A 23,364-nucleotide genomic window follows, 5' to 3' on the forward strand; every position below is an offset into this window, starting at 1 on the left:
CGTTCCGCTTGTTGATGAAGGCGTTATCGTTTCGTAGCAGTCCGGCTTGCCGGCGGTGGCGCCATTCAAATCGCCACCGCCAGCAAGCCGGACTGCTACTTTCAGATCTGCTCCAAAAACCAGTAACCAACGGCGGTCACGAGCATCAGACAACTGCTCAAGATGGGGCCCGCTGTCCAGATACGCAGGCTCAGCGGCACATCATTAACGATGTCGTGCTGTACCAAGCCTCGCCTTTCAAGCAAACCTCGCATTGTGAAGACCAGTGCTATAGCGCTCAGCCTGTTCAATCGTGCAACGGGGCCGTTACCTTTCCAGACTGACTTTGTGCTCGAAACGATAAGGCTATCCGCCAAATGCCGCTCGGCAAGCGGGAGCTTCCAATAGGCCGAGTACATCAGAAACGCAAAATTGAGCAGTGTCAGTGCGCTAATAGAAACGGCGATCCAGGCAGAATTGTCGGGGGTCATCGTTCGATGTGCTCAAACAGTTTTTCCCCAGCCTGTTCGCCGAAGTACGACCCTGCCTGGCCACCTGCGTATGCCCCTACAGAACCTCCTATTACGGCACATGCCAATGTCCCCATGCCTCCGGTTGGTATTCCTATCGCAATGCAAAAAGCCCCTGCCAAGTAGAGCCCAGCCGTACCGCCCACTGTCGCTAGCCCAATACCTACTGCCGCTTTTCCGCCCTCCACGTACTTAGCCCTGCTGCATTCCTCGTCCCGCCCAGTCGAACAAGCCTCCTTGATTTCCAACGCCCCTGCGCCGACATCCAGCGCTATACCAACGTAAGCTCCCTTGCTCATCGCCCCCGCCATTTTGGAAACGCCGTTGACGTTCTTCGCATAGTCCGCAATCTCGCCAGTGTGCAGATAGCTCTTGCTCGAAATCCCAAGAATGCGCTTCATCTTCCCCTGGTTATTCAGCCCGGTCCCGAATCGTCCGATGCCTTTCAGGAGAGTCTCCATCCGGGCGAACAACGTACGGCGTTGAGTAAAGAACTGGTCATTGGTCAACGCCCCGGATCTCCACCGCTGATGCAGCGCTTCGATTTCCTTGAGGGTGTTCTCGACTTCCCTGAGGTGCTTGTTCCACGCCCCGGTGCTGGCGCCGATCCCGATCGAGCCATAGGACATGATGCTTTGGAGCATGTCGAAGTTCTGAACCATGATTTCGCGCTCGGTGCCCGAGGTGCCGATCATGGACATGCGCACGTCCTGCGCCAGTTGCATCAGTTGCGTCTCTTCAGGCGTACACAGGTGTGCAGGGCCGTCGCCCACGATCACGACTTCTCCGGGCATGACGACGACGTTGTTAAGGTACGGATTGAGTTGATCGAACTTCGGGCGAGCGCCGAGCGGGATGGCGAGCAGGTGATCGCGCAGGTAGTGGTAGGACTGGGGCCGTTCGTTCACGAACGCGTAAGGTTTCGACACGGGAGTAGCCTCCTGTTTCGGCGAAATGAGGAGGCGACAATAAAGACGCGATTCGGCACGTGTCATCAACCCACCCGCCCAAAACGGCCTGACTACAGGATTTTCGGAAAGCCCCTACACAGGGCTCTCCTTGATGATTCCTTCAGGACTCCACCGGACACTCGCGCAGTACGCCTTGGCCCACCCTGCCAGTGGCGCCGAACATCAAGACGTTCATGGCAGTGCCCTTAGTGTGGTGGCAACGGCGGCACGGGGCCGCTGGCGTCGACGTCCACCGAGGTGCTGATGGATTTCCAGCGTTCGGCGGTGTCGGCGCGGTCCGCTTCGACGGGCGTCAGGTATTTGAGCGCGTCGCTACCCAGCAACAGTCGAAGCGGCGGTTGTGGATGGGCCGCCACCTTGAGCACGACTTGGGCGACGCGGTCCGGATCGGCGTTTTCGTTGCCGGCGATTTTGCGCAGCACGCCGAACATCATGCCGACGCTGGCCTCGTAGGCGGGCATCACTGGCGTGTCATGGCCCCGAGCGCGCACGGCCCAATTGGTACGCATGCCGCCCGGCTCCAGCGTGGTCACGTGAATGCCCAAGGGTTTGACTTCGGTGGCCAGAACGTCGGAGAAACCGCCGACGGCCCATTTCGCGGATTGGTACGCGGTCATGCCCGGTGTCGCCAGGCGGCCGCCCACCGACGAGATTTGAATGATGCGCCCCGCGCTTTGTTCACGCATCACCGGGACCGCAGCGCGGCAGAGGTTCACCACGCCGAAGAAGTTGGTCTCGAATTCGGTGCGGAAGGCGGCCTCTTCGGTTTGTTCGAAGGGCAGCATGTGGCCGAAACCGGCGTTGTTGACCAGCACGTCCAGTCGCCCGAACGTTTCCACTGCCTTCTGTACGGCGGCCTTGGCGGCAATGGCATCGGTCACGTCCAGTTCGAAGGGCAGGATCTGGGCGCCATAGCGTTCCACCAGATCGTCGAGGCGTTGAATATTGCGCGCAGCGGCGAGCAGCCGGTCTCCCGAGGCCAGAACGGCCTCGGCGATGTTTCGACCCAGGCCGCTGGCGGCGCCGGTGATCAACCAGACGTTGGACATGGTGTAAATCCTGTTCGTGAGAGGTATGTGAGTAAGTAATCACTCATTTATTTGTCAAAAAAATCAGTCCCTTGCAATTGCATTCCAGAACGCCACAAAGCCTGCTTCGCAGTAACGCTCGGCGTGCTCAGGCTCATTGCTCATGAAATCCATGGTGGTGTCGGCCAGCGACCGCATGATCGCGGCGGCGAAAGCCGGGGGTTGGTCGCGAAAGGTGTTGCACGACGAGCCTTCGTGGAGCAGGGCGCTGATGTCGTTGAAGGCCTCGCTGCCAGCGACGCGGGTGGTGTCAGTGATGCGATCAGACATCATCAGCAACGCCATGGCCTTGCGTTTTTCAGCGTTTGCCGCGCCCCAGCCAACGTAGGTGTGCCAGGCGTGGTGCAGGCGGGATTTGACGTCTTTGTCCTTGGGATAACCGGGGATCATCGCGTCGCGCAACTGGGCCTTGAGTTCCAGATAGACCTGGTTGAGCAGGTCGTCCTTGGTCTCGAAATAATTGAACAGCGTTCCCTCGGCCACCCCCGCGCCTTTGGCGATTTTTGACGTCGGCGCCCCCAGTCCCTGCTCGGCGAACACCCGCAGGGCAGAATCGATCAGGGCGTTGCGCTTGTCTTCGCTTTTCGGGCGGGCCATGGAAACATCATGTAATGAGTGAGTAGGTGCTCATTTATACGTGCAGACATGTTTCTCCGCAAGTGGCGTCTGACTGCCCTGACGGATGGTGTCGATTGTGCCGACTGCACACCTCATTGTGGAAGCGCGCTCCGGCAGAACAGGGGGCAAGCGCGGACCCTCTGTAGGAGCGAATTCATTCGCGAATCGGTTCAGACGATAGAGATGTGACGCGTGTATCGACGTTTCGTCGGGATGCCGCCCAGAATGAATTCGCTCCCACAGGAAAACCGTGTTTCGGCAGGAGTACACGTGTCAGCCGCGATCGCTCTGTCGGCGCAGCGTTCACCGCGCAAACGCATGCCCATCGCCCACTTCCGCCGGGTAGAACTCGCCTTGAAGCCCCAGATCCTGCAGCCGCTGGCGCACGTCGTTTTCGACCTCCAGCACTTCTTCGGGATTGTCGATATCGTCGACCACCAGCCAGACACCGTGCATGTTCTGGTCGTGGCAGCCTTCGCTCATCATGTCGTGGGTGAAGGCCAGTTCGGAACGCCAGAGGCACAGTTCGTCTTCTTTATGCCCGCTTTCCGCCAGCGCCTGCGCTGATGTCAGCCAGACTTCCTTGTAGGGCCGCAGGTCTGCTTCAACGAGTTCTTGCAGAGTGATCACTGTCTTCATGTCGGGGCTCCAGGGTCAGTGCTTATTGTGTGACGCGCAGCGGACACAGTGCGTTCCCGCAAACCTGTCCGACCGGACGAAATGGCCATTGAACCGACGCCGACCTTGCCGGTCGATCAATCAATGTCCGATCGAGGGGCTCGCCATGAATCATTCAACGCTGTTCACCCGCAGGCGCCTGCTGACCCTCGCGGCGGGCGTCTCGGCGGCGCTGGTGTTTGACTCCGCCGCCGCAGATGCAGATTCCCTCTCACCGGCGGCAACGCCCGGCACTCAAGGAGGCCGCAAGATGCTCACTCGAAACATTCCTTCCAGTGGCGAAGCCCTGCCGATGATCGGCGTCGGCACCTATCGCGGCTTCGACGTTGCGCCAGGGAGTGATGAATACAAGGCATTGCCCCACGTCCTCGATGAGCTGTTCATGGCCGGGGGCACGGTGATCGACAGTTCCCCCATGTACGGCCGGGCCGAGCAAACCACCGGCGAACTGCTGTCGATTCATCAGCCGCGTTCCCCGGCGTTTCTTGCCACCAAGGTGTGGACCCGTGGGAAGCGGGAGGGCATCGCGCAGATGGAGGACTCCTTTCGCCTGTTGCAGACCGACCGCATCGACCTGATGCAAATCCACAACCTGCTGGACTGGAAAACCCACCTGCCGACCTTGCGTGCGTGGAAAGAGCAGGGCCGCATTCGCTACATCGGCATCACCCACTACACCTCGTCGGCCTATGACGAAGTGGAAGCAGTTCTCAAGGCTGAACAGCTGGATTTTCTGCAGATCAATTACGCGCTGGACGACCGGGCGGTGGAGGCGCGGCTGTTGCCGTTGTGTCGCGAGCGTGGGGTGGCGGTCATCTGCAATCGACCGTTTGGCGGGGGTGGGTTGCTCGGGCGTCTGAAAGACAAGCCACTGCCCGGCTGGGCGGGGGAAGTGCAGGCGACCAGTTGGGCGCAACTGGCGCTGAAGTTTCTGATCTCCCACCCCGCCGTCACCTGCGCCATTCCTGGGACGGGCAATCCCAAGTACATGAAGGACAACGCGGGCGCAGCGATGGGGCAGTTGTTGACCGATGCGCAGCGGCAGCAGTTGATCGCGTTGATGGGGTGAGGGAATGAGGCAGCGTTGACATGGGTATCTGTTGACATGAATACCTGTCGGAGCGAATTCATTCGCGAGGCGCCCGATCACACGCTACATCTCTTTCGTCTGATCAATCGCTGTCCCGAATGAATTCGGTCCCACAGGTGGAATGGGGTGCCGCTTTCTATCGATTCACCAACTTCGCTGGCAGTGCCACCACCAGCAGGCTGCTGAGAATCAGGCACCCGGCAAAGAACCACAACGCCCCCGCGCTGCTGCCGGTGACGTCGATGGCGATGCCCATCATCGAGTTGCTCACCAGTCCCGCGATGTTCGCCAGCGAGCAGGCCAGTGCAAAGCCGGTCGCGGCAGCGCGGCCTTTGAGGAAGGTCGCGGGCAGGCTGAAGAACACCGGCACCGCACCGATGATCGCTGCCGAGGCAATCGCGAACAGCACCACCGTCGCCACGACGTTATGGGTGAAGAACGGGCTGGCCGCCATGGCCACGGCGCCGATCCAGAAGGGCACGATGATGTGCCAGCGACGCTCACGACGGCGGTCGGAACTGGCACCGATCATCAGCATGCCGATCAGGGCCGCAACGCTGGGCAGGGCCGTCAACACGCCGATGTGGAAGGTGTCGGTGACCCCGGCGTTTTTGATGAAGGTCGGCATCCAGAAACCCATGGCGTACGCGCTGAGCAGGATCGAGAAGTCGATGCCGCCGAGCATCCACACTTTCAGGTTGAAGAAGCCGTCACGGAAGCTGTGCTTGCTGTCCTTGCCCTCGGCATCGTCCAGCCGCAGCTCGCCTTCGAGCAATGCCTGCTCAGCGGTGTTCAGCCATTTGGCGTCTTTCGGGCCGTTCGGCAAGGCCCAGAAGGTCAGCACGCCGAGCAACATGCTCGGGATGCCTTCGATCAGGAACAGCCACTGCCAGCCGCGCAGCCCGGCGGACTGATCGAAATGCCCCATGATCCAGCCCGACAGCGGCCCGCCGATGACGCTGGACAGCGGCAAGCCGATCATGAATAGCGCGATGATGCGGCCGCGACGGTAGGTCGGGAACCACGTGGTCAGGTAGAACAGCACCCCTGGCAAAAAGCCCGCTTCGGCGGCGCCGAGGAAGAAACGCAGGACGTAGAACTGCATCGGGGTGCTGACGAACAGGGTGCACACCGACAGCGCGCCCCAGGTGATCATGATCCGGGCGATCCAGATCTTCGCGCCGACTTTTTCCAGCACCAGATTGCTCGGCACTTCGAAGAGGATGTAGCCGACGAAAAAAAGCCCGGCGCCGAGGCCGAACGCCGTTTCGCTGAAGTGCAGTTGGTCGAGCATCTGCAATTTGGCGAAGCCGATGTTGATGCGGTCCAGGTAGGCAGCCAGGTAGCAGAAACACAGGAACGGAATGAGCTTCCAGGTGATCTTGTGGTACAGCGCTTTGATCGGGTCCGCAGCGTCTGTCGCGGCGGTTTCTACATTCGCAGAGGGCATGGGTGTCTCCTGGCGTCGTTAGTTGCGAGCGGCAAGGGGCAAGGGGCAAGGGGCAAGCGGCAAGCTGCAAGCGGCAAGCTTCAAGCTGCAAGAGAAGAGCAAGGTTGCGTCGCGCTTAAGCTCTAGCTTCTAGCTCATAGCTCATAGCTCCCGGCGTGTAGCTCGAAACTGCTCCATCGCCGCGTGTTTGCTGACGACGTCGCCGTACTTGCTGTCGATGTCGAACAGGTTGGCTTCATGGGGATCGGGGTGGCGGTCGCCGACGCATTCGCGCACGACGATGGTCCTGAACCCGTGCTGCACGGCGTCCACGGCGGTCGCCCGGATGCAGCCGCTGGTGGAGCAACCGGCCAGCACCACGGTGTCGATGCCCTGGGCGTGCAGCATCGATGCCAGCGAGGTGCCGAAAAACGAACTGGCGTATTGCTTGCTGATCACCACTTCCTCGGGCAACGGCAGGACCTCTTGGCAGAACGCCGCGAGGGGGTTGCCCTCGACCATGTCCTTCATCACCGGCGCTTTTTTCACCCACATGCCGCCGTCGGCGAAATGCGTCGGGTGGTAGCGGATGTTGGTGTGCACCACCGGGATGCCGTGCTGCCGCGCACTGGCCAGCAGCTCTACGCTCTCGGCCACGGCGCTGACCACGCCGGGCGCAAACAGCGGTGCGCCGGGCTGGGTGTAGCCCTGCATGAAGTCGATCATCAGCAAGGCCGGTTTCTTCCCGAAGCCGATGCGATTGCCCCAGACGCCTTGATAGTTGGCGTCGGCGCTTTGGTGGTTGCTCATTGTGTTCTCCTTGGGAAGCACGGCTTCGAAAAGTGGCATCCGGTCTGAAGTCTGATACAGATCCTGTAGGAGTGAGCTTGCTCGCGATGCGTTGAATCAGACGCTGCAACGGTGCCTGACAAATCTCAATCGCGAGCAGGCTCACTCCTACAGAGGGGGCGCATGGCGCTAAGCCAATGGCGCACCCAGAAAATCACCAAACGCCGCAAAGAACCCCGGCAGATTGTCCCACGGGATCATGTGCCCGGCGTCTTCCACCCGTGCAATCTGAATCGTCGGTTGCAGCTGTCGGATTTCGGCTTCGTCTTCTGCCTGAATCACGCCGCCGCGCGTCGCGACGAGGAGCAGGGCAGGGACCGGCAGGTTCGGCAGGTCCTGATGGAAGTCCTCGTCATGGAAATCGTTGAAGGCGCGGACGATGGCCGGTTCGTAGCAGGTGTGCAGCCATTCTGCACGGAGCTGCAATTGCTCGTCGGTCCAGGTCGCGCAGAAGGCGCGCATATCGTCGGCGGTCATGCCGCGCTGCGACTGGCGGATCGAATCGACGTACCACGGCAGTTTCGACGGGTATTCGCGACGCCCTGGACCGGACACCGGCGGGTCGATCAGCACCAGGCTTTTCAGGCCTTTCGGGTTGCGCACCGACGTCCGCACCGCGAAACGCGCCCCCATGGAATGCCCCACCAAGTGATAGCTGTCGATGCCAATCGCGGCGGCAAAGGCGCTGATGTCGTCGGCGCAGGTGTCGACGCTGTAATCCAGGTCGGGACCGGTGGACGATAAACCGCGACCGCGGGCGTCCAGCACGTAGGTGTCGAACGACTGACCGAAGCGTTCCGCGACGAAGCCCCAGGTGATTGCCGGACTGGTGATGCCCGGAATCAGGATCAGCGCGGGTTTGCCCGCGTGTTTCGTGCCGCCGTAGCGCAGGTAATGCTGACGAATACCGTTGGCCTGGACGTTACCGCCGTGAATGAACGTGCTCACGCGATCACCCCCGATTTCAGTTCCTGACCATAGAGGTCGTAACCGTAGACCCAGGCCGGGTCTTCTTGAGTGCGCAGCCAGGTGTTGGCGTTGGACACGGCCTGTACGCGAGAGGCGCGTTCCTTGCGGTTGGCCTCGTAGAGTTCGAAGGCGGTGCGGTAGTCGCTCACACCGGTTTCTTGCAGGCAACGGGTCAGCATCGCGGCGTCTTCAATCGCCATGCCCGCGCCTTGGGCCATGTGCGGCTTCATCGGATGGCAGGCATCGCCCAGCAGCACCAGGCGCCCACGACTCCACAGCGGCAGCGGGTTGCGGTTGAGCAGCGGCCACTTGGTGACGCTCTCGGTGGACTCGATCAGCGCCTGCACGGTGGGGTGATAGCCAGCGAAGGCTTCGTACATTTCGGCCTGGCTGCTGTCGACGAAGTTGCCGTCAAATTCCCACGCAGGGTGGGGCACGCCGGTGACGTAGTAGTACTCGTCGCGTTTGCCGGTGGTGTGGTAGACCATCATGTGACGGTCCTCGCTCCACCATTTCACGCAGTTCTCGAAGTCCAGGTTGTATTTGGTCAACACGTCGCTGCGGATCAACGCGCGGTGAGCGACCCAGCCGCTGTACAGCGGTTTTTCATGGCCCAGCAATTCTTCGCGGATTTTCGAGTTGATGCCGTCGGCGCCAATCACGATGTCGGCATCGGCATGGGTGCCGTCGGCGAAGTTCAGGCGCACGCCGTTGTCGCGCTCTTCAAGGGTGGTCAGGCATTTGCTGAAATGCACGCTGCCCGGCGCCAGGGTCGACATCTGCAACGCGTGCAAGTCACCACGGTGCACGGTGATGTAGGCCGCGCCATATTCCTTGCGTGAGAATTCACCCAGTGCGATGCGCGACAGGTAGTCGCCGGTGGCGCCATCCCGGCTGAACCAGAAATCCGGGTGCGAACCCATGTCGCTCAGCGGCTGCTCGATGCCCATGCGGCGGAAAATCTTCATGATATTCGGGCCCATATGAATCCCAGCACCAATGCGGGAAAACTCCGGCGCTTGCTCATAAACATCGACGTGAAAGCCTGCTTGTTGCAGCAGAGTGGCGGCGGCTGCCCCACCCAGACCGGCTCCGACGATGGCGATTTTTTGCGTAATAGGCATGGCGCGCTTTCCTTCGTGTTTCGTGAATCCTGGATGAGTGACAGGCGATTGATGGTTGTCGCCGTGTTGCGTTTTTAAAGTGTATACGCTCAATTTTTGAAATGTGAATAGCTATTTCAAAAAATCTCATGCGACGTCGCAAACAGGCATGTCACTGTTTGTAACCCAACAATTACGGGGCTTGTGTACATGGGTAACGATGTGGCGTGTCTATTGCAGACTGCATCCATTTGATGTCTTATCGCTTTTAATTAGTGTGTACGCTTTAAAAAATGCACTAGTCTGAAGCGTGATGCCTTTCAATGGTGCATGCAGGCCGCGTGGGCACACCCAGCCGAATGCCGAGGAGACGAGAGATGCCGGTTAGCGATTGCGAATTGACCCAGATGTTCGAACACGTGCTGAAACTGTCGAAAGTCGACGCCACTCAGAGCGTTGCGGTGCTCAAGAGTCACTACTCCGATCAGCGCACGGTGCGGGCTGCGATGGATGCCGCACAGCGCCTGGGCGCCAAGGTGTACGCGGTGGAACTGCCGTCGTTCAATCACCCCAAGGCCATGGGCAACGACATGACCGCGTACTGCGGCGACACGGCGCTGACCGGCAATATCGCCGCGCAACGGGCGCTGGAGGCGGCGGACCTGATCGTCGACACGATGATGCTGCTGCACTCGCCAGAGCAGGAGCAGATTCTCAAGACCGGAACACGGATTCTGCTGGCGGTAGAGCCACCGGAAGTGCTGGCGCGCATGCTGCCAACGCTGGCTGACAAGGAGCGGGTGCTGGCGGCTGAGCAGGTGCTGAAAGGCGCGCGGTCGATCCATGTGAAATCCCGTGCAGGCAGCGATTTCCGGGCGCAACTGGGGCAATACCCTTCAGTCACCGAGTACGGATTCGCCGATGAGCCGGGGCGTTGGGACCACTGGCCGAGCGGCTTTCTGTTCTCGTGGCCGAACGAAGAAACCGCCGAAGGCACGCTGGTCATCGACGTGGGCGACATCGTGCTGCCGTTCAAAACCTACTCCCGCGAGCAGATCACCCTGGAGATCGAGAAAGGCTTTATCACCCGGATTCACGGCGGGTTCGAGGCCGAATACCTGCGTGATTACATGAAGTATTTCAACGACCCGGAGGTGTACGGCATTTCCCACATCGGCTGGGGTTTGCAGCCGCGCGCGCAGTGGACGGCCATGGGGCTGCACGACAAGAACGACGGCATGTGCATGGACGCGCGGGCGTTCTACGGCAACTTCCTGTTTTCCACTGGCCCGAACACTGAAGTGGGCGGCAAGCGCAAGACGCCGTGTCACCTGGATATTCCGCTGCGTCATTGCGACATTTATCTGGATGATCTGGCCGTGGTGTTGAGTGGGGATGTGGTGGCGCCGGAGGCCTCGAAGGCCTGACATATACCGTTTAAGATCCGGTCACCGAACCCTGTGGGAGCGAATTCATTCTGGCGGCATTCCGACGATTGGCCAGTGCATTCGGCGCATCTCCGTCGCTTGCACCACCGTATCGCGAATACATTCGCTCCCACAGTTTCGATCCGGGTGGGTCTTGAGACTCCCCTTAAACTGCCGCAACCGTTAATGTACCCACCATTCTCAATAGCCCGCCGAACGAGTCATCCGTGTCCACTGATAACCCCTCCAACAACGATCAGTCCTACACCTTTTCCGAACAGGTCGGCCACTTGCTGCGCAAGGCCTACCAGCGGCATCTGGCGATATTTCAGCAGAACGTCGGCGACTCGCAGCTGACGGCGGTGCAGTTTGTCACCCTCTGTGCACTCCGGGACCACGGCCCCAGTTCGCAGACCGAGCTGGTTAAAGCCACGGCGGTGGATCAGGCGACCATTCGCGGGATCGTTGACCGGCTCAAGGCCCGCGACCTCATCAGCCTCGATCCAGACCCGCAGGACCGCCGCAAAGTCATCTGCAGCCTCACCGACAGCGGCCTCCAGTTGGTGCAGGAAACCGTTCCCCGCGCTGCGCAGATCAGCGAAATCACCCTCGGCAAACTCAACCCCGCCGAGCGCGTGGCCGTTTTGTTCTTGCTGCGCAAGCTCATTGATGAGCCGGACGAATAAGCCTTCCCGTGAATCGCCACCTGTAGGAGCGTGGCTTGTCCCGCGATCGGCTGCGTAGCAGTCGCAAAACCTCACGATCAAATTTTTCTGGATGATCGCAAGCGCTGGTTCTGCTGCCGCTTCGCGCCAGATCGCGGGACAAGCCACGCTCCTACCGTTGGGGATCTTCATTCCAGCAGAACAACTCTTGTTTCTTACATCCATTTCCTCACTGGCACGCTTCCTGCTCTCTGTTCATGAAGTAACTACTTCACCAAAAGGCCGAGACACTCGGTAACAGATAGGGAAGGCGAGATGAGCGAGCCGCGAGTGGCGGGAGAGAAGACCGTGACCTTTCAGGTCAACGGTCAGGTGACATCCGTCACGGCGATGGCGGACACCCCGCTGTTGTTGATCCTGCGTAATGACCTGCGCCTCAACGGCCCGAAATACGGCTGCGGTCTGGGGGAATGCGGCGCGTGTACGGTGATCGTCGACGGAGTTGCAGCGCGTTCCTGCGTGTTCCCGCTCGCCGGGGCTGAGGGGCGGGACATCACCACCCTGGAAGGCATAGGCTCCCGCGAGTGCCCGCATCCGGTGCAGCAGGCGTTCATCGACGAGCAGGCCGCGCAGTGTGGCTACTGCATGAACGGCATGATCATGACCGCCAAAGCCTTGCTCGACCGCAATCCGCACCCGACCGAAGCGCAGGTTCGCAACGAACTGTCGGCCAACCTCTGCCGCTGTGGCACCCACATTGAAATTCTTCGCGCGGTCATGCGGGCCGCCCGTCATTCGCTTTGAACGGGACCTTGCCATGACCCAGACCACACACACCCGCGATTCCTTCCTGGCCAAAAACGGCGTCCTGCTCGTCGTCGATGACATCCTGCCGCCGTCCGGTCCTGTTGCCAAAGGCGGCACGCCGACGGTCAAGCCCAAGGAGCTAGGGCTGTTCATCGCCATCGATCAGAACGACACGGTCTACGCCTTCAATGGTCACGTCGACCTCGGCACCGGCATCCGCACGTCGCTGGCGCAAATCGTTGCCGAAGAACTCGATCTGCGCATGGATCAGGTGAACATGATCCTCGGCGACACCGAACGGGCGCCGAACCAGGGCGCGACCATCGCCAGTGCCACGTTGCAAATCTCCGCGATCCCGCTGCGCAACGCCGCTGCCGAAGCTCGCCGTTATCTGTTGAATGCTGCGGCGGAGCGTTGGGGCATCGAGGCGGAAACGCTGGTCATCGAGCACGGCATCATCAAAAGCCAGGACGGTCGCAGCACGCGCTTCGGTGAGCTGCTGACCGATCAGCATGTCGAGCTGCGCATTTCCGGAAACGCACCGCTCAAGCGCCTCGAAGACTACAAGCTGGTGGGCACCGTCGCACCACGCGTGGACATTCCGGGCAAGGCCACTGGGGAATTGACCTACGTCCACGACATGCGTCTGCCGGACATGCTTCACGGCCGCGTCGTTCGCCCGCCGTATGCGGGTTACGACATCGGCGAATTCGTGGGCACCAGTCTGTTGGGCGTGGACGAGTCGTCCATCGCCCACATCCCCGGCATCGTGCGCGTCGTGGTGATCGGGGATTTCGTCGGCATTGTGGCGATGCGCGAAGAGCAGGCCGCGAAAGCCGCCAAGGAATTGAAGGTCAGTTGGAAGCCCTGGCAGCATCAATTGCCTGACATGAGCGATATCGAACAGGCGATTCGCGACAACCCCAAGGTGCAGCGAGTGGTGCTGGACAAGGGCAACGTCGATGAAGCGCTGAACAACGCCAGCGAGCGGATGACCCGCACTTATCTGTGGCCCTACCAGATTCATGGCTCCATCGGACCCTCTTGTGGGCTAGCGGATTACCACGACGAGGGCATCCGGATCTGGTCAGGCACGCAAAACCCGCACATGCTGCGCGCCGACATCGCCTGGCTGCTGGAATACCCGGAAGAAAACATCGAGATCATTCGCATGGAGGCGGCAGGCTGTTATGGCCGCAACTGCGCCGATGACGTGTGCGCCGACGCGGTCTTGCTGTCGAAAGCGGTAGGCCTGCCGGTGCGCGTGCAACTCACCCGCGAGCAGGAACACGCGTGGGAGCCCAAAGGCACGGCACAGTTGATGGAAGTGGACGGCGGCCTCACGTCCGAAGGCGGCATTGCCGGGTACGATTTCACCACCAGCTACCCGTCCAACAATTCGCCGACCCTCGCGCTGCTGCTGACCGGGCGTGTGGAACCGGTGCCGGTGATGTTCGAAATGGGCGACCGCACCTCGATCCCGCCCTACGACATCGAGCACATGCGGGTGACCATCAACGACATGGCGCCCATCGTTCGGGCGTCGTGGATGCGCGGGGTGTCGGCGCTGCCCAACACCTTCGCTCACGAATCCTACATCGACGAACTGGCGTTCGCGGCGGGCGTTGATCCCGTGGAGTATCGCCTGCGCTATCTGCACGACGACCGGGCCTCGGATCTGGTCAAAGCCACGGCCGCTCGCGCCGACTGGTCGCCGCGCACCCAACCCATGCAAACCCCCGAAGAAGACGGCGTGCTGCGCGGGCGTGGGTTCGCCTACGCCCGGTACATCCATAGCAAGTTTCCCGGCTTTGGCGCAGCGTGGGCGGCGTGGGTCGCGGACGTGGCAGTGGACAAGCACACCGGCGATGTCTCGGTGACGCGGGTGGTCATCGGCCATGACGCCGGGATGATGGTCAACCCGGCGGGGGTGCAGCATCAGATTCACGGCAACGTCATTCAATCCACCAGCCGCGTGCTCAAGGAGCGGGTGACCTTCGAAGAATCGACCATCGCCAGCAAGGAGTGGGGGGGTTATCCAATCCTGACCTTCCCGGAGGTGCCCAAGGTCGACGTGATGATGATGCCGCGCCAGGCCGAGCCACCCATGGGCGCCGGGGAGTCGGCCTCCGTGCCGAGCGCGGCAGCCATCGCCAATGCCATCTACGACGCCACCGGCATTCGTTTCCGTGAGCTGCCGATCACCGCCGAGCGCGTTCTGGCGGCGCTGAAAACGGCAGGCGACGACGCCAACAGCCATCCGCCGGAGTCGCCGAAAGCCAAACGCTCGAAATGGCTGTTCGGCTCGTTGTTCGCCGCGTTTGGGGCGGTGCTGGGTGTCGCGGCAACCGCGTTGCCGTGGCGCGCCGAGATCGCGCCCATTGCTCGACCCAGTGCGGGCACCTGGTCCGCCGCGACGCTGGAGCGAGGTCGTTTGCTGGCGTCAGCGGGGGATTGTGCGGTCTGTCACACGGCCCCCGGTGGCGTGAAAAACGCGGGCGGCCTGGCGATGCAAACCCCGTTCGGCACCTTATACAGCAGCAACATCACGCCCGATCCGGAAACGGGCATCGGCAACTGGTCGTATCCGGCGTTCGAACGGGCGATGCGCGACGGCATCAGTCGCGATGGCAAACACCTGTATCCGGCATTTCCCTACACGGCGTTCCGAAACATCGACGATGCGGACATGCAGGCGTTGTATGCGTACCTGATGTCGCAACCCCCGGTCAAACAAGTCCAGCCCGCTAATAACATGCAGTTTCCGTTCAACATGCGGCCGTTGATGGCGGGCTGGAACGCGCTGTTTCTGCGCAAGGGGGAGGTGCAAGCGAAGCCCGAGCAGAGTGCTCAATGGAATCGCGGACAGTATCTGGTCAACGGGTTGGGGCACTGCGCCGCCTGCCATTCACCGCGCAATGTGATGGGCGCGGAGAAGGGCGGGGCCTCGTTTCTGGCGGGAGGCATGGTCGATGGCTGGGAAGCGCCGGCCCTCAACAGCCTGTCGAAATCGCCGACGCCGTGGACCGAAGACCAATTGTTCAATTACCTGAGCACCGGCTATTCCGATGCCCACGGTGTGGCGGCGGGACCGATGGGGCCGGTCGTCTCGGAATTGGCAAAACTGCCGAAGACCGACGTGCGGGCGATGGCGGTGTACCTGGCGTCGCTGAACGGGTCGGCTGAGGCATCGACGGCTACGGTTTCGGCGCCTGCACCGGTTCCGCAGCCGAGTGTTTCGGCCCTGGCGCTGAGCAATGGTCAGCGGGTATTCGAAGGATCGTGTCAGGGCTGTCACGCCGATGGTCTGGGGCCAAAGTTGTTTGGTGTCAGCCCTTCGCTGGCGAGCAACACCAACGTCCACAGTGCGCTGCCGGACAATCTGATCAAGGTGATTCAGCAGGGGATTTCCAACCCTGCAACGCCGGATCTGGGTTACATGCCGGGGTTCAAGGACAGTTTGAGCGACACGCAGATCAGTGATCTCGCAGCCTATCTGCGCAGCCGATTCGCGCCGAACGAACCGCAGTGGACGGGATTGCAGGAGAAAGTGGCGTATCTCAAGGCCAATCCCGGAAGCCATTGAATCCACACCTCCTGTAGGAGTGAGCTTGCTCGCGACAGCGATGTATCTGTAACGACGATTTCGCCTGATACATCCTTATCGCGAGCAAGCTCACTCCTACAGGGTCTGCGTCAACCGAACACCATCACCCCGCGCACCACCAAATCCTGAATAAACGCCAGCCAGTCCCGTCGTTCCCCCTGACCCGCGAGGTCTTGTCCGAGAAACGAAGTCAGGGTGTGAAGGTTGGAGTTATAGAAGTAGCAAAGCGACGCGATCATCAGGTAGACGTGTTTCAAATCCACGTCAGGGCGAAACAGCCCCTGTTGCTGGCCGGCTTCGATGATCGGCCGCAGCACGCCCACCGCTTCTCCCGACAGCCTGCGCAGCTCGCTGGACTGCTTGGCGTGCTTGCCCTTGTGCAGGTTTTCGATGCTGAGGATGGCGACGAATTCCGGGTGGGTCACGTAGTACTCCCACACGAACGCCACGAGCTGGCGCAGGGTTTCAATCGGCGTCGCGGGGTCGAGCTTGAGGGTGCTTTCGGCCTGATTGAAGCGCTCGTAGGTGTGTTCGAGCACTTTGACGAACAGCTTTTCCTTGCTGCCGAAGTAGTAATAGATCATCCGGTCGTTGGATTCAGCCTCGGCGGAAATCTTTTCGATGCGGCCGCCCGAATAGCCATCGCGGGTGAAAACCGTGATGGCCGCCTTGAGGATGCGCGCACGGGTTTCTTCAGCTTGTTGCGCGCGGACGCCGGTGTTCTTGCTCATGGCGGTCAGAGAATCCGGTACAAAAGGCGTTCGACCCGCACGCGGCTGACGCGGCGCAGAAAGGTCCGCACCCCAATCGGGTATTCGCTCAGGGTGTCCAGTTCATCGAACTTGCCCACGCGATGGGTGTTGCGCATCAGCAGGTCGATTTCCTCGGCGCGAGGTTTCAGCCAGGTGCCCTTGGGGTCGTCGATCAACACCGCGTTTTCCAGGTCGAGCTGGAAGGCACGCGGGTTGAGGTTGTTGCCAGTGAGCACGGTGTAGCGCTCGTCCGACCACAGGCCCTTGAGGTGGAAGGTGTTGTCGCCGTCTTTCCACAGGTGAATGTTCAGGTGGTGCTTGGCCACGGCGGTCTGATGCTTCTGCATGAACCGGCGCAGGCTGATTTCGTACAGGTACGGCAGCGCCGAGATGACCTTGAACGGCTCTTGAGGGGGGATGAAGAAGTCGTTGGCGGTCTTGTCACCGATGATGATGTCGATCCTGACGCCGCGTTTCAGCGCCCGGTTGATCTCGCGTTTGACCACCAGCGGCATGTTGAAATACGGCGTACACAGGGTCAGTTGGTCGCGGGTTGCAGCGATCAGGTCGCACAGCACCTTGCTCAGCGGGTTTTTGTTGCCAATACCCAGCAAGGGAATGATGCGGAATTCGCCGTTTTCGCGGATGCCCTCATTCACGTCGTAACTGGCGCGCTTGAGGTGCTGGCGGAACTGGCGAATTTCGCCACGAATGCTGCGGGAGGTCGGCGGGGAGGGCAGGTCGAGCCGATGCACGGCGTCTGACGGCAGGATGTCCTTCTGCACCAGACGCTGGAACGAGTCGGCGAGGTCTTTGTTTTCCAGCAGTTGATAGCGATCAAGACGGTATTTGCCAAGTTTGTGCAGGTAGACGTTGTTGATGCTGGCGCCGGTGTAGATCACGCAGTCGTCGACAATGCTGCCCTTGAGGTGCAGGACGCCAAACAGCTCGCGGGTCTGAACAGGCACGCCGTAAATCGGCACTTCCTGTTTGTGTTCGAGGTTCTGCGCCTGATACCACGCCGAGTTGCCCGCCTGTTTCCCCGCGCCAATCAGCCCGCGTTGGGCGCGGAACCAGTCCACCAAGACAACGATGTCCAACTCCGGCCGGGCGGCCTTGGCGGCATACAGTGCGTCGAGGATTTCCTGACCGGCTTCGTCCTGTTGCAGGTACAACGCCACGAGATAGATGCGCCGCGTCGCTGACGCAATCTTCTCCAGGAGCGTGCGGCGATAGTCGGCAGCGCTCGGCAGAATGGTGATCGCCGCGCTGGACGATTCGAAACCGCGCAGCGCCGCAAGGGTAGAACGTCGGAAGGGAGCCCGCATAAGCCTCTCGATGGATCGAAATCAACAGCGCACGAGCTTACACCAGAGTGCGCCTTGTGGTGGCTTTGGCAGCGGGATCAGCGACTTGTTCAGCGAAATATCAGGGAGTGAGCGAGCAAGAGCGTCGCACGGATTACGAGGCGGCCGCAGAACCTGCAGGAGCGAATTCATTCGCGATGGGGCCGGTACATTCGACGTATCTCTGTCGTCGGGTAAATCTTTCGCGAATGAATTCGCTCCTACAGAAGTCAGTGCGCCGCGAAGCCTCGGTCCTGGCGCAGGTTCAACTGTGGGAGCGAATTCATTCGCGAGGGGCCGGTGCATTCGACGTATTTCTGTCGCCGGATAAATCTTTCGCGAATGAGTTCGCTCCCACAGATCTGCCGCCATGACCGCCAGGGAGGAGGTGGGATCGGATCAGAAATCAATCGTCCCGGAGAATTTCACCAGCCTCGGATCGCCCTGGGTCAGGTAGCCGCCATTGGCCGAGGCCCAGTAGTCCTTGTTGGCGATGTTTTCGACGTTCACGCGCAAGGTCACGTCCTTCTCGGCAACCTTGAAGCCATACCGCGCGCCTGCGTCGAACCGGTTCCAGCTCGGCAGGCTGAGGTTGTTGGCCTGATCGGCGTACTGCCCGCCGGTGCGCAGGAACCGTGCGTTCAAGGCCACACCTTGCAGCCCCGGCACGTCCCAATCGACGCTGGCGTTCATCAGGAACGTCGGAACGCCGATCGCGTGGTTGCCGTCGTTGGTGCCGCCTTGGGTGTCTTCCAGCTTGGACTCCAGCCGCGTCGCACCACCCACCAGACGCAGGCCTTCAATCGGTTCGCCATAAACGCTGAGCTCGATGCCGCGGTTGACTTGCTTGCCGTCACGCACGAACAGGTTGCTCGCCGCGTCGGTGAAGCCATCGGTCGGTTTCTCGATGCGGAACGCTGCCAGATTTGCGCCGTAAGACCCCATGTCCAATTTGATCCCCGCTTCCAACTGCTTGGTGCGGCCTGGCGGGAAGGATTGTCCGGCATTGAGCACGGTGCCACTGGCGGTCGGACCCTGAGCAAGGCCCTCGATGCGGTTGGCGTACAGGGACACGCTCTCGATCGGTTTATAAACGATGCCGTACACCGGGGTGGTGATTGAATCGTCATACAGAGCGCTGCGGCTGCCGTCGTTGTTGCCGTACGGCACGCCACCAGAGGTCGTGCCTTCATAGGTGTAATTTTCGACGCGCAATTGCTGGCGACGCACGCCGTAGGTCAGCAGCAGCGTGTCGTCGAACAGGCCGAAGGTGTCGGACACGGCGAGGCTGCGATTGCGGGTCTTGCCGGTGACGCCCGGATCGCCCAGGTCACCGCCAGTCAGCGAGACAGCGGTCGGTTTGCTGAGGCTCGGGGTGTTATAGATGTTGGTCGCCCGGGCGCGGAAAAACTCGTAGGCATTCTCCTGCTCGGTCCAGATGCTCGACGCGCCGATGCTGATCTGATGGCTGATCGGCCCGGTTTGCAGCTTGCCGTTGAGGCCTGCCATGACCGTGGCGTTGTCCTCATTGTGCGGAATGATCGACCCACCGATGGTGCCCGCGCCGGTCGCGGCGTTGGTCAGGGTCGGCGTCCCGTAGAGACCGGTTTCCCGGGTGTGCTTGCCGCCACCGGCCAGATACGCCGTCCAGCTGTCGTTCAAGTCCCACTCGCCGCGCACCATGCCGAAGGTGTCTTCGGTTTCGGTGTAGCTCCAGGCTTGGCCGTAGTTGTGGTCGGCGCTTGGCGCATGGGGGATGCTGGTCAGCCCGGCACCCAGCTGCACCGAGTTGCGCATGTGGTTGACGCGTTCTTTCTGATAGCCGAAGTCGGTGGACAAACGGAAGGTGTCGCCCCGGTAGTCCAGGCCGCCGACGAACAGTTTGCTGCGTTGATCCTGATCATGGACGGCTGTTTCACCTTCGCGCTGGCTCAGGTTGAAACGGGCGCCGAAGCGGTTGTCTTCGCCGAAGCGCTGCCCCAGGTCCAAGTGCTCGCCGATGCGTCCATCGGTGGTGATGTCCTGGGTATAGCGGCGGGTCGGCGTGTCTTCGGCGCGTTTGGGTTGCAAGTTGACGGTGCCGCCCAGGCCCGAGCCGGTTGGGCTGGCGCCATTGATGAAGGCGTTGGGGCCTTTGAAGACCTCGACACGCTCGACGGCATCAACGGAAAGAATTTGCCGAGGCAGGACGCCATACAGGCCGTTGTAGGAAATATCGTCGCCGTTTAAGGGCAGGCCACGAATGACGAACGCTTGCGACTGGTTGCCGAAACCGGCCGACTGACGCACCGAGGGGTCATTGAGCAGCACATCGCCAACGTTTTCAGCCTGCTGATCCTCGATCAGTTTCGAGGTGTAGCTGGTCATGGTGAACGGCACGCTCATGTTGTCCTGATTGCCCAGCACGCCCATTTGCCCGCCCCGGGCGACCTGGCCCCCTGCGAATGCTTCGGGCAAAGCGCCTGGCGTCTGTTTGATGGCTTGGGCATCGACAGCAGTGGCGCCCAATTCGATGGCTTGATCAGCAGCGTAGGCGCTGACACTGACCGAGCAGCACAAAGCGAGCAACGTCGGACGAGAGGGGAGGCGGATGGCCATGGGAAGCTTCCTGTAGAGGTCTAGTCTGCGAAAAGCCTCCCTGGCAATGCGAATGTTTCTTCGGCGCAGATGCTAGCAGGAAGTAGTTGCGAATTGTTATCACTGCTGACAGGTTTTTTTACATTTTTTTCACATTGGCGCTTAGACCTTCAGCACCAACTTCCCATGGTTTTCCCCGTTGAACAGCATTTGCAGGGTTTCAGGAAAGGTCTCCAACCCTTCGACGATGTGCTCTTTGCTCTTCAATTGGCCTTGAGCCAGCCAACCGGCCATTTCCATGCCTGCTTTGGCGAAATGCTCCGCATGATCCATGACCACGAAACCCTCCATCCGCGCGCGGTTGACCAGCAGCGACAGGTAGTTGGCCGGCCCTTTGACCGCTGCCTTATTGTTGTACTGGCTGATCGCGCCACAGATCACCACGCGTGCCTTCAAGGCCAGGCGGGTGAGCACCGCGTCGAGAATGTCGCCGCCGACGTTGTCGAAATACACGTCCACGCCTTTCGGGCATTCGCGTTTCAGGGCTGCGTGAATGTCTTCGTTTTTGTAGTCGATGACGCCGTCAAAGCCAAACTCGTCGATCAGTGACTGGCACTTCTCTTTGCCCCCGGCAATGCCGATCACGCGGCAGCCTTTGATTTTGGCGATCTGCCCGGCGACACTGCCCACCGCACCCGCTGCTCCCGAGATGACCACCGTGTCGCCTGCTATCGGCTGACCCACTTCCAACAACGCGAAATAGGCGGACATGCCGGTCATGCCCAACGCAGCCAGGTACACCGGCAGTGGCAATAGCTTCGGATCAACCTTATGAAACCCCTTGGGCTCACCGACGAAATAATCCTGAACCCCCAGCACACCTTGAACGTAATCGCCCACTGCGAACTTGGGGTTTTGCGAGTCGATGACTTTGCCGACCCCCAGCGCGCGCATAACGTCGCCCAGGCCGACCGGCGCGATATACGATTTCCCCTCGTTCATCCAGCCGCGCATGGCGGGGTCGAGCGACAGGTATTCGCTTTTCACCAACACCTGCCCTGGCGCCAGCTCGGCCACCGGCGCGGTCTGGTAGGTGAAGTCGTCACGGCTCGCAGGGCCTTTGGGGCGACGGGCCAGCAAGAATTGGCGATTGGAGAGGGCAGTCATGGCAGCGTCCTGGATGGAAGGAGAAACGCCAGTGATAGACCCGCCGTCGCGTCCTCGCAAGCAAAGCGCTTGGAGCGAATGCGCGCCGATCCATTTCGATGATGCGGCATTTGGGCTTTATCACTGGCACCCATGATCCCGTAACCGGGGTTTTGATAGTGCTGATGCGCGCGCCATCGCCCTCGCTAAACTGGCAGCACAGACGATCTGCGTCACCCCATAACAAAAGGATCATTCCATGAGCATGACGTTTTCCGGGCAGGTGGCGCTGGTCACCGGTGCAGCAGCGGGCATCGGTCGGGCGACCGCACTGGCCTTCGCCGAGCAGGGGTTGAAGGTGGTGGCGGTGGATCTGGACAGCGACGGTGGGGAAGGGACCGCCGAACTGATTCGTCAGGCCGGGGGCGAGGCGCTGTTCCTGCGTTGTGATGTCACTAAAGAATCCGACGTGCAGCAGATGATGATCAAGGCCGTCGAGGTGTTCGGGCGGGTCGATTACGCCTTCAACAATGCGGGGATCGAGATCGAAAAGGGCCGTCTGGCCGAAGGCAGCGAAGCCGAGTTCGACGCGATCATGGGCGTCAATGTCAAAGGCGTCTGGCTGTGCATGAAGTATCAATTGCCGGTGATGCTGGCCCAAGGCGGTGGCGCCATCGTCAACACCGCATCGGTCGCGGGGTTGGGCGCTGCGCCGAAGATGAGCATTTACGCGGCGTCCAAGCACGCCGTCATCGGCCTGACCAAATCGGCGGCCATTGAATACGCCAAGAAACACATCCGGGTCAACGCGGTGTGCCCCGCCGTGATCGACACCGACATGTTCCGCCGCGCCCACGAAGCTGACCCGCGCAAGGCCGAATTCGCCGCCACCATGCACCCGGTGGGACGCATCGGCAAAGTCGAGGAAATCGCCAGCGCCGTGCTGTACCTGTGCAGCGATGGAGCAGCCTTCACCACGGGGCATTCGTTGGCTGTGGATGGCGGGGTGACGGCGTTTTGACCCGTCAGACCGTGCGCGACTTTTGAGCACGCCACACTTCTTTTGGGAGGGTGGTGTGTCAGAAAAACGCAGCGTCCTTGGTCTTGCTTCTACGATTCAAGCGCCTTGAGCAGTGTCTTGCCGGTGTTCAGCAGCTCGGCTTTCAGTGCCTCATCCGTCACCGCCCTCGACAACCCGAGCGCCCCTACCAGCGCGCTCATCGCCAACAGTGCCTGAGCGCGTTTTTTGGCGGGCTGCTTGCTGCTGGTCAGCGCGGCTACCACCGCCAGTTCATTCTCCAGTTCCCGGGTGTAGAGATCACGTATGGGGTCGCTGCTGCGGGCCACGTCATTCATCACTGAGGCCAAGGCACAGCCTGAACCCGGGTCGTGCAAATGACGCTCGCTCAAGTAGCTTTCCACCAGGTCCGCAAGGGTGAGTGTTGAATCGGGGGCGGTGTATTTTTCGAGCTTCTCAGCGCGTTTGTTGAACGCACACTGCAACGCTTCTTCCACCAGTTTTTCCCGCGATTCGAAATGCTTGTAGAAGCCGCCACCGGTCCGGCCCACTTCTTTCATCAGGTCAGCCACGCCGATCCCGTTCAGCCCGACCTCGCGGAATCGCTCGGCTGCCAAATTGACGATGTGTTCATGAATGACGGCTTTCTCCGCCTGGGAGCGCGACATGGGATTCTCCGGTGGACGCTGTTCAACAAAATATAGGAGGCGATCAT

The 23,364-nt window shown here is 60.8% G+C and carries 20 protein-coding genes; 6 read left to right on the forward strand and 14 right to left on the reverse strand.

What is annotated here, in order from left to right; translation table 11 throughout:
* Positions 1 to 101: 101 nt before the first annotated feature.
* From ACWKWE_RS11785 to ACWKWE_RS11805, 5 genes are all read right to left on the reverse strand, one after another.
* A complete protein-coding gene (locus ACWKWE_RS11785) occupies positions 102 to 470 on the reverse strand; it encodes a hypothetical protein (RefSeq protein ID WP_483850617.1) in 369 nt (122 codons plus the stop codon).
* Positions 467 to 1,438, reverse strand: coding sequence for a hypothetical protein (locus tag ACWKWE_RS11790; protein WP_483850618.1), 972 nt, complete (start codon positions 1,436 to 1,438; stop codon positions 467 to 469). Before ACWKWE_RS11790 ends, ACWKWE_RS11785 begins: the two co-directional genes overlap by 4 nt.
* 227 nt (positions 1,439 to 1,665) lie before the next feature.
* Positions 1,666 to 2,529, reverse strand: coding sequence for an SDR family NAD(P)-dependent oxidoreductase (locus ACWKWE_RS11795; protein ID WP_483850619.1), 864 nt, complete (start codon positions 2,527 to 2,529; stop codon positions 1,666 to 1,668).
* A gap of 63 nt (positions 2,530 to 2,592) precedes the next feature.
* On the reverse strand, positions 2,593 to 3,165 hold the full coding sequence (locus ACWKWE_RS11800; RefSeq protein WP_483850620.1) for a TetR/AcrR family transcriptional regulator: 573 nt from the start codon (positions 3,163 to 3,165) through the stop codon (positions 2,593 to 2,595).
* A gap of 324 nt (positions 3,166 to 3,489) precedes the next feature.
* Positions 3,490 to 3,825 carry a hypothetical protein gene (locus ACWKWE_RS11805; RefSeq protein WP_166594908.1) on the reverse strand — a complete coding sequence of 112 codons (336 nt, stop codon included), beginning with the start codon at positions 3,823 to 3,825 and terminating at the stop codon, positions 3,490 to 3,492.
* A gap of 145 nt (positions 3,826 to 3,970) precedes the next feature.
* On the opposite strand from ACWKWE_RS11805, the gene ACWKWE_RS11810 reads away from it, so the two are divergent.
* Positions 3,971 to 4,933 (forward strand): aldo/keto reductase, encoded by a 963-nt coding sequence (locus ACWKWE_RS11810; protein ID WP_483850621.1) that lies wholly within the window; start codon positions 3,971 to 3,973, stop codon positions 4,931 to 4,933.
* Positions 4,934 to 5,090: 157 nt separating this feature from the next.
* Here the strand turns inward: ACWKWE_RS11810 and ACWKWE_RS11815 are convergent, their stop codons facing one another.
* The 4 genes from ACWKWE_RS11815 to ACWKWE_RS11830 form a co-directional block, all read right to left on the reverse strand.
* On the reverse strand, positions 5,091 to 6,404 hold the full coding sequence (locus ACWKWE_RS11815; protein WP_483850622.1) for an MFS transporter: 1,314 nt from the start codon (positions 6,402 to 6,404) through the stop codon (positions 5,091 to 5,093).
* Between the two features lie 141 nt (positions 6,405 to 6,545).
* A complete protein-coding gene (locus tag ACWKWE_RS11820; protein WP_483850623.1) occupies positions 6,546 to 7,193 on the reverse strand; it encodes an N-carbamoylsarcosine amidohydrolase in 648 nt (215 codons plus the stop codon).
* Between the two features lie 168 nt (positions 7,194 to 7,361).
* On the reverse strand, positions 7,362 to 8,180 hold the full coding sequence (locus tag ACWKWE_RS11825; RefSeq protein ID WP_483850624.1) for an alpha/beta fold hydrolase: 819 nt from the start codon (positions 8,178 to 8,180) through the stop codon (positions 7,362 to 7,364).
* Positions 8,177 to 9,325 carry an FAD-dependent monooxygenase gene (locus tag ACWKWE_RS11830; protein WP_166594913.1) on the reverse strand — a complete coding sequence of 383 codons (1,149 nt, stop codon included), beginning with the start codon at positions 9,323 to 9,325 and terminating at the stop codon, positions 8,177 to 8,179. Before ACWKWE_RS11830 ends, ACWKWE_RS11825 begins: the two co-directional genes overlap by 4 nt.
* Positions 9,326 to 9,681: 356 nt before the next feature.
* Between ACWKWE_RS11830 and ACWKWE_RS11835 the strand changes: the two genes are divergently transcribed.
* The 4 genes from ACWKWE_RS11835 to ACWKWE_RS11850 all read left to right on the forward strand — a co-directional run bounded on the left by ACWKWE_RS11835 (position 9,682) and on the right by ACWKWE_RS11850 (position 15,789).
* Positions 9,682 to 10,731: a 2,5-dihydroxypyridine 5,6-dioxygenase gene (locus tag ACWKWE_RS11835; protein WP_483850625.1), complete on the forward strand. Its 1,050-nt coding sequence runs from the start codon at positions 9,682 to 9,684 to the stop codon at positions 10,729 to 10,731.
* 227 nt (positions 10,732 to 10,958) lie between these two features.
* A complete protein-coding gene (locus tag ACWKWE_RS11840; RefSeq protein ID WP_166594915.1) occupies positions 10,959 to 11,417 on the forward strand; it encodes a MarR family winged helix-turn-helix transcriptional regulator in 459 nt (152 codons plus the stop codon).
* Between the two features lie 294 nt (positions 11,418 to 11,711).
* On the forward strand, positions 11,712 to 12,200 hold the full coding sequence (locus tag ACWKWE_RS11845; RefSeq protein WP_483850626.1) for a (2Fe-2S)-binding protein: 489 nt from the start codon (positions 11,712 to 11,714) through the stop codon (positions 12,198 to 12,200).
* A gap of 13 nt (positions 12,201 to 12,213) precedes the next feature.
* Entirely contained in the window at positions 12,214 to 15,789 is a 3,576-nt protein-coding gene (locus ACWKWE_RS11850) for a molybdopterin cofactor-binding domain-containing protein (RefSeq protein WP_483850627.1), read from the forward strand.
* 110 nt (positions 15,790 to 15,899) lie between these two features.
* Here ACWKWE_RS11850 and ACWKWE_RS11855 read toward each other — a convergent pair whose 3' ends face one another.
* The 4 genes from ACWKWE_RS11855 to ACWKWE_RS11870 all read right to left on the reverse strand — a co-directional run bounded on the left by ACWKWE_RS11855 (position 15,900) and on the right by ACWKWE_RS11870 (position 21,652).
* Complete coding sequence (locus ACWKWE_RS11855) at positions 15,900 to 16,541, reverse strand: TetR family transcriptional regulator (RefSeq protein WP_483850628.1); 642 nt, start codon at positions 16,539 to 16,541, stop codon at positions 15,900 to 15,902.
* 5 nt (positions 16,542 to 16,546) lie between these two features.
* The gene (gene pssA, locus ACWKWE_RS11860) at positions 16,547 to 17,890 is read right to left on the reverse strand and encodes a CDP-diacylglycerol--serine O-phosphatidyltransferase (protein WP_483850629.1); all 1,344 of its coding nucleotides are present in this window, start codon (positions 17,888 to 17,890) and stop codon (positions 16,547 to 16,549) included.
* A gap of 417 nt (positions 17,891 to 18,307) precedes the next feature.
* Positions 18,308 to 20,506 (reverse strand): TonB-dependent receptor, encoded by a 2,199-nt coding sequence (locus ACWKWE_RS11865; protein ID WP_166594920.1) that lies wholly within the window; start codon positions 20,504 to 20,506, stop codon positions 18,308 to 18,310.
* A gap of 141 nt (positions 20,507 to 20,647) precedes the next feature.
* Positions 20,648 to 21,652, reverse strand: coding sequence for an NADP-dependent oxidoreductase (locus ACWKWE_RS11870; RefSeq protein WP_483850630.1), 1,005 nt, complete (start codon positions 21,650 to 21,652; stop codon positions 20,648 to 20,650).
* 238 nt (positions 21,653 to 21,890) lie between these two features.
* Here ACWKWE_RS11870 and ACWKWE_RS11875 point away from each other — a divergent pair, with 238 nt between their 5' ends.
* Complete coding sequence (locus tag ACWKWE_RS11875; protein WP_341963689.1) at positions 21,891 to 22,652, forward strand: SDR family oxidoreductase; 762 nt, start codon at positions 21,891 to 21,893, stop codon at positions 22,650 to 22,652.
* An 89-nt stretch (positions 22,653 to 22,741) separates the two neighbouring features.
* Here the strand turns inward: ACWKWE_RS11875 and ACWKWE_RS11880 are convergent, their stop codons facing one another.
* Entirely contained in the window at positions 22,742 to 23,317 is a 576-nt protein-coding gene (locus ACWKWE_RS11880; RefSeq protein WP_166594923.1) for a TetR/AcrR family transcriptional regulator, read from the reverse strand.
* Positions 23,318 to 23,364: the final 47 nt, after the last annotated feature.

This window comes from Pseudomonas salicis, from assembly GCF_057128705.1.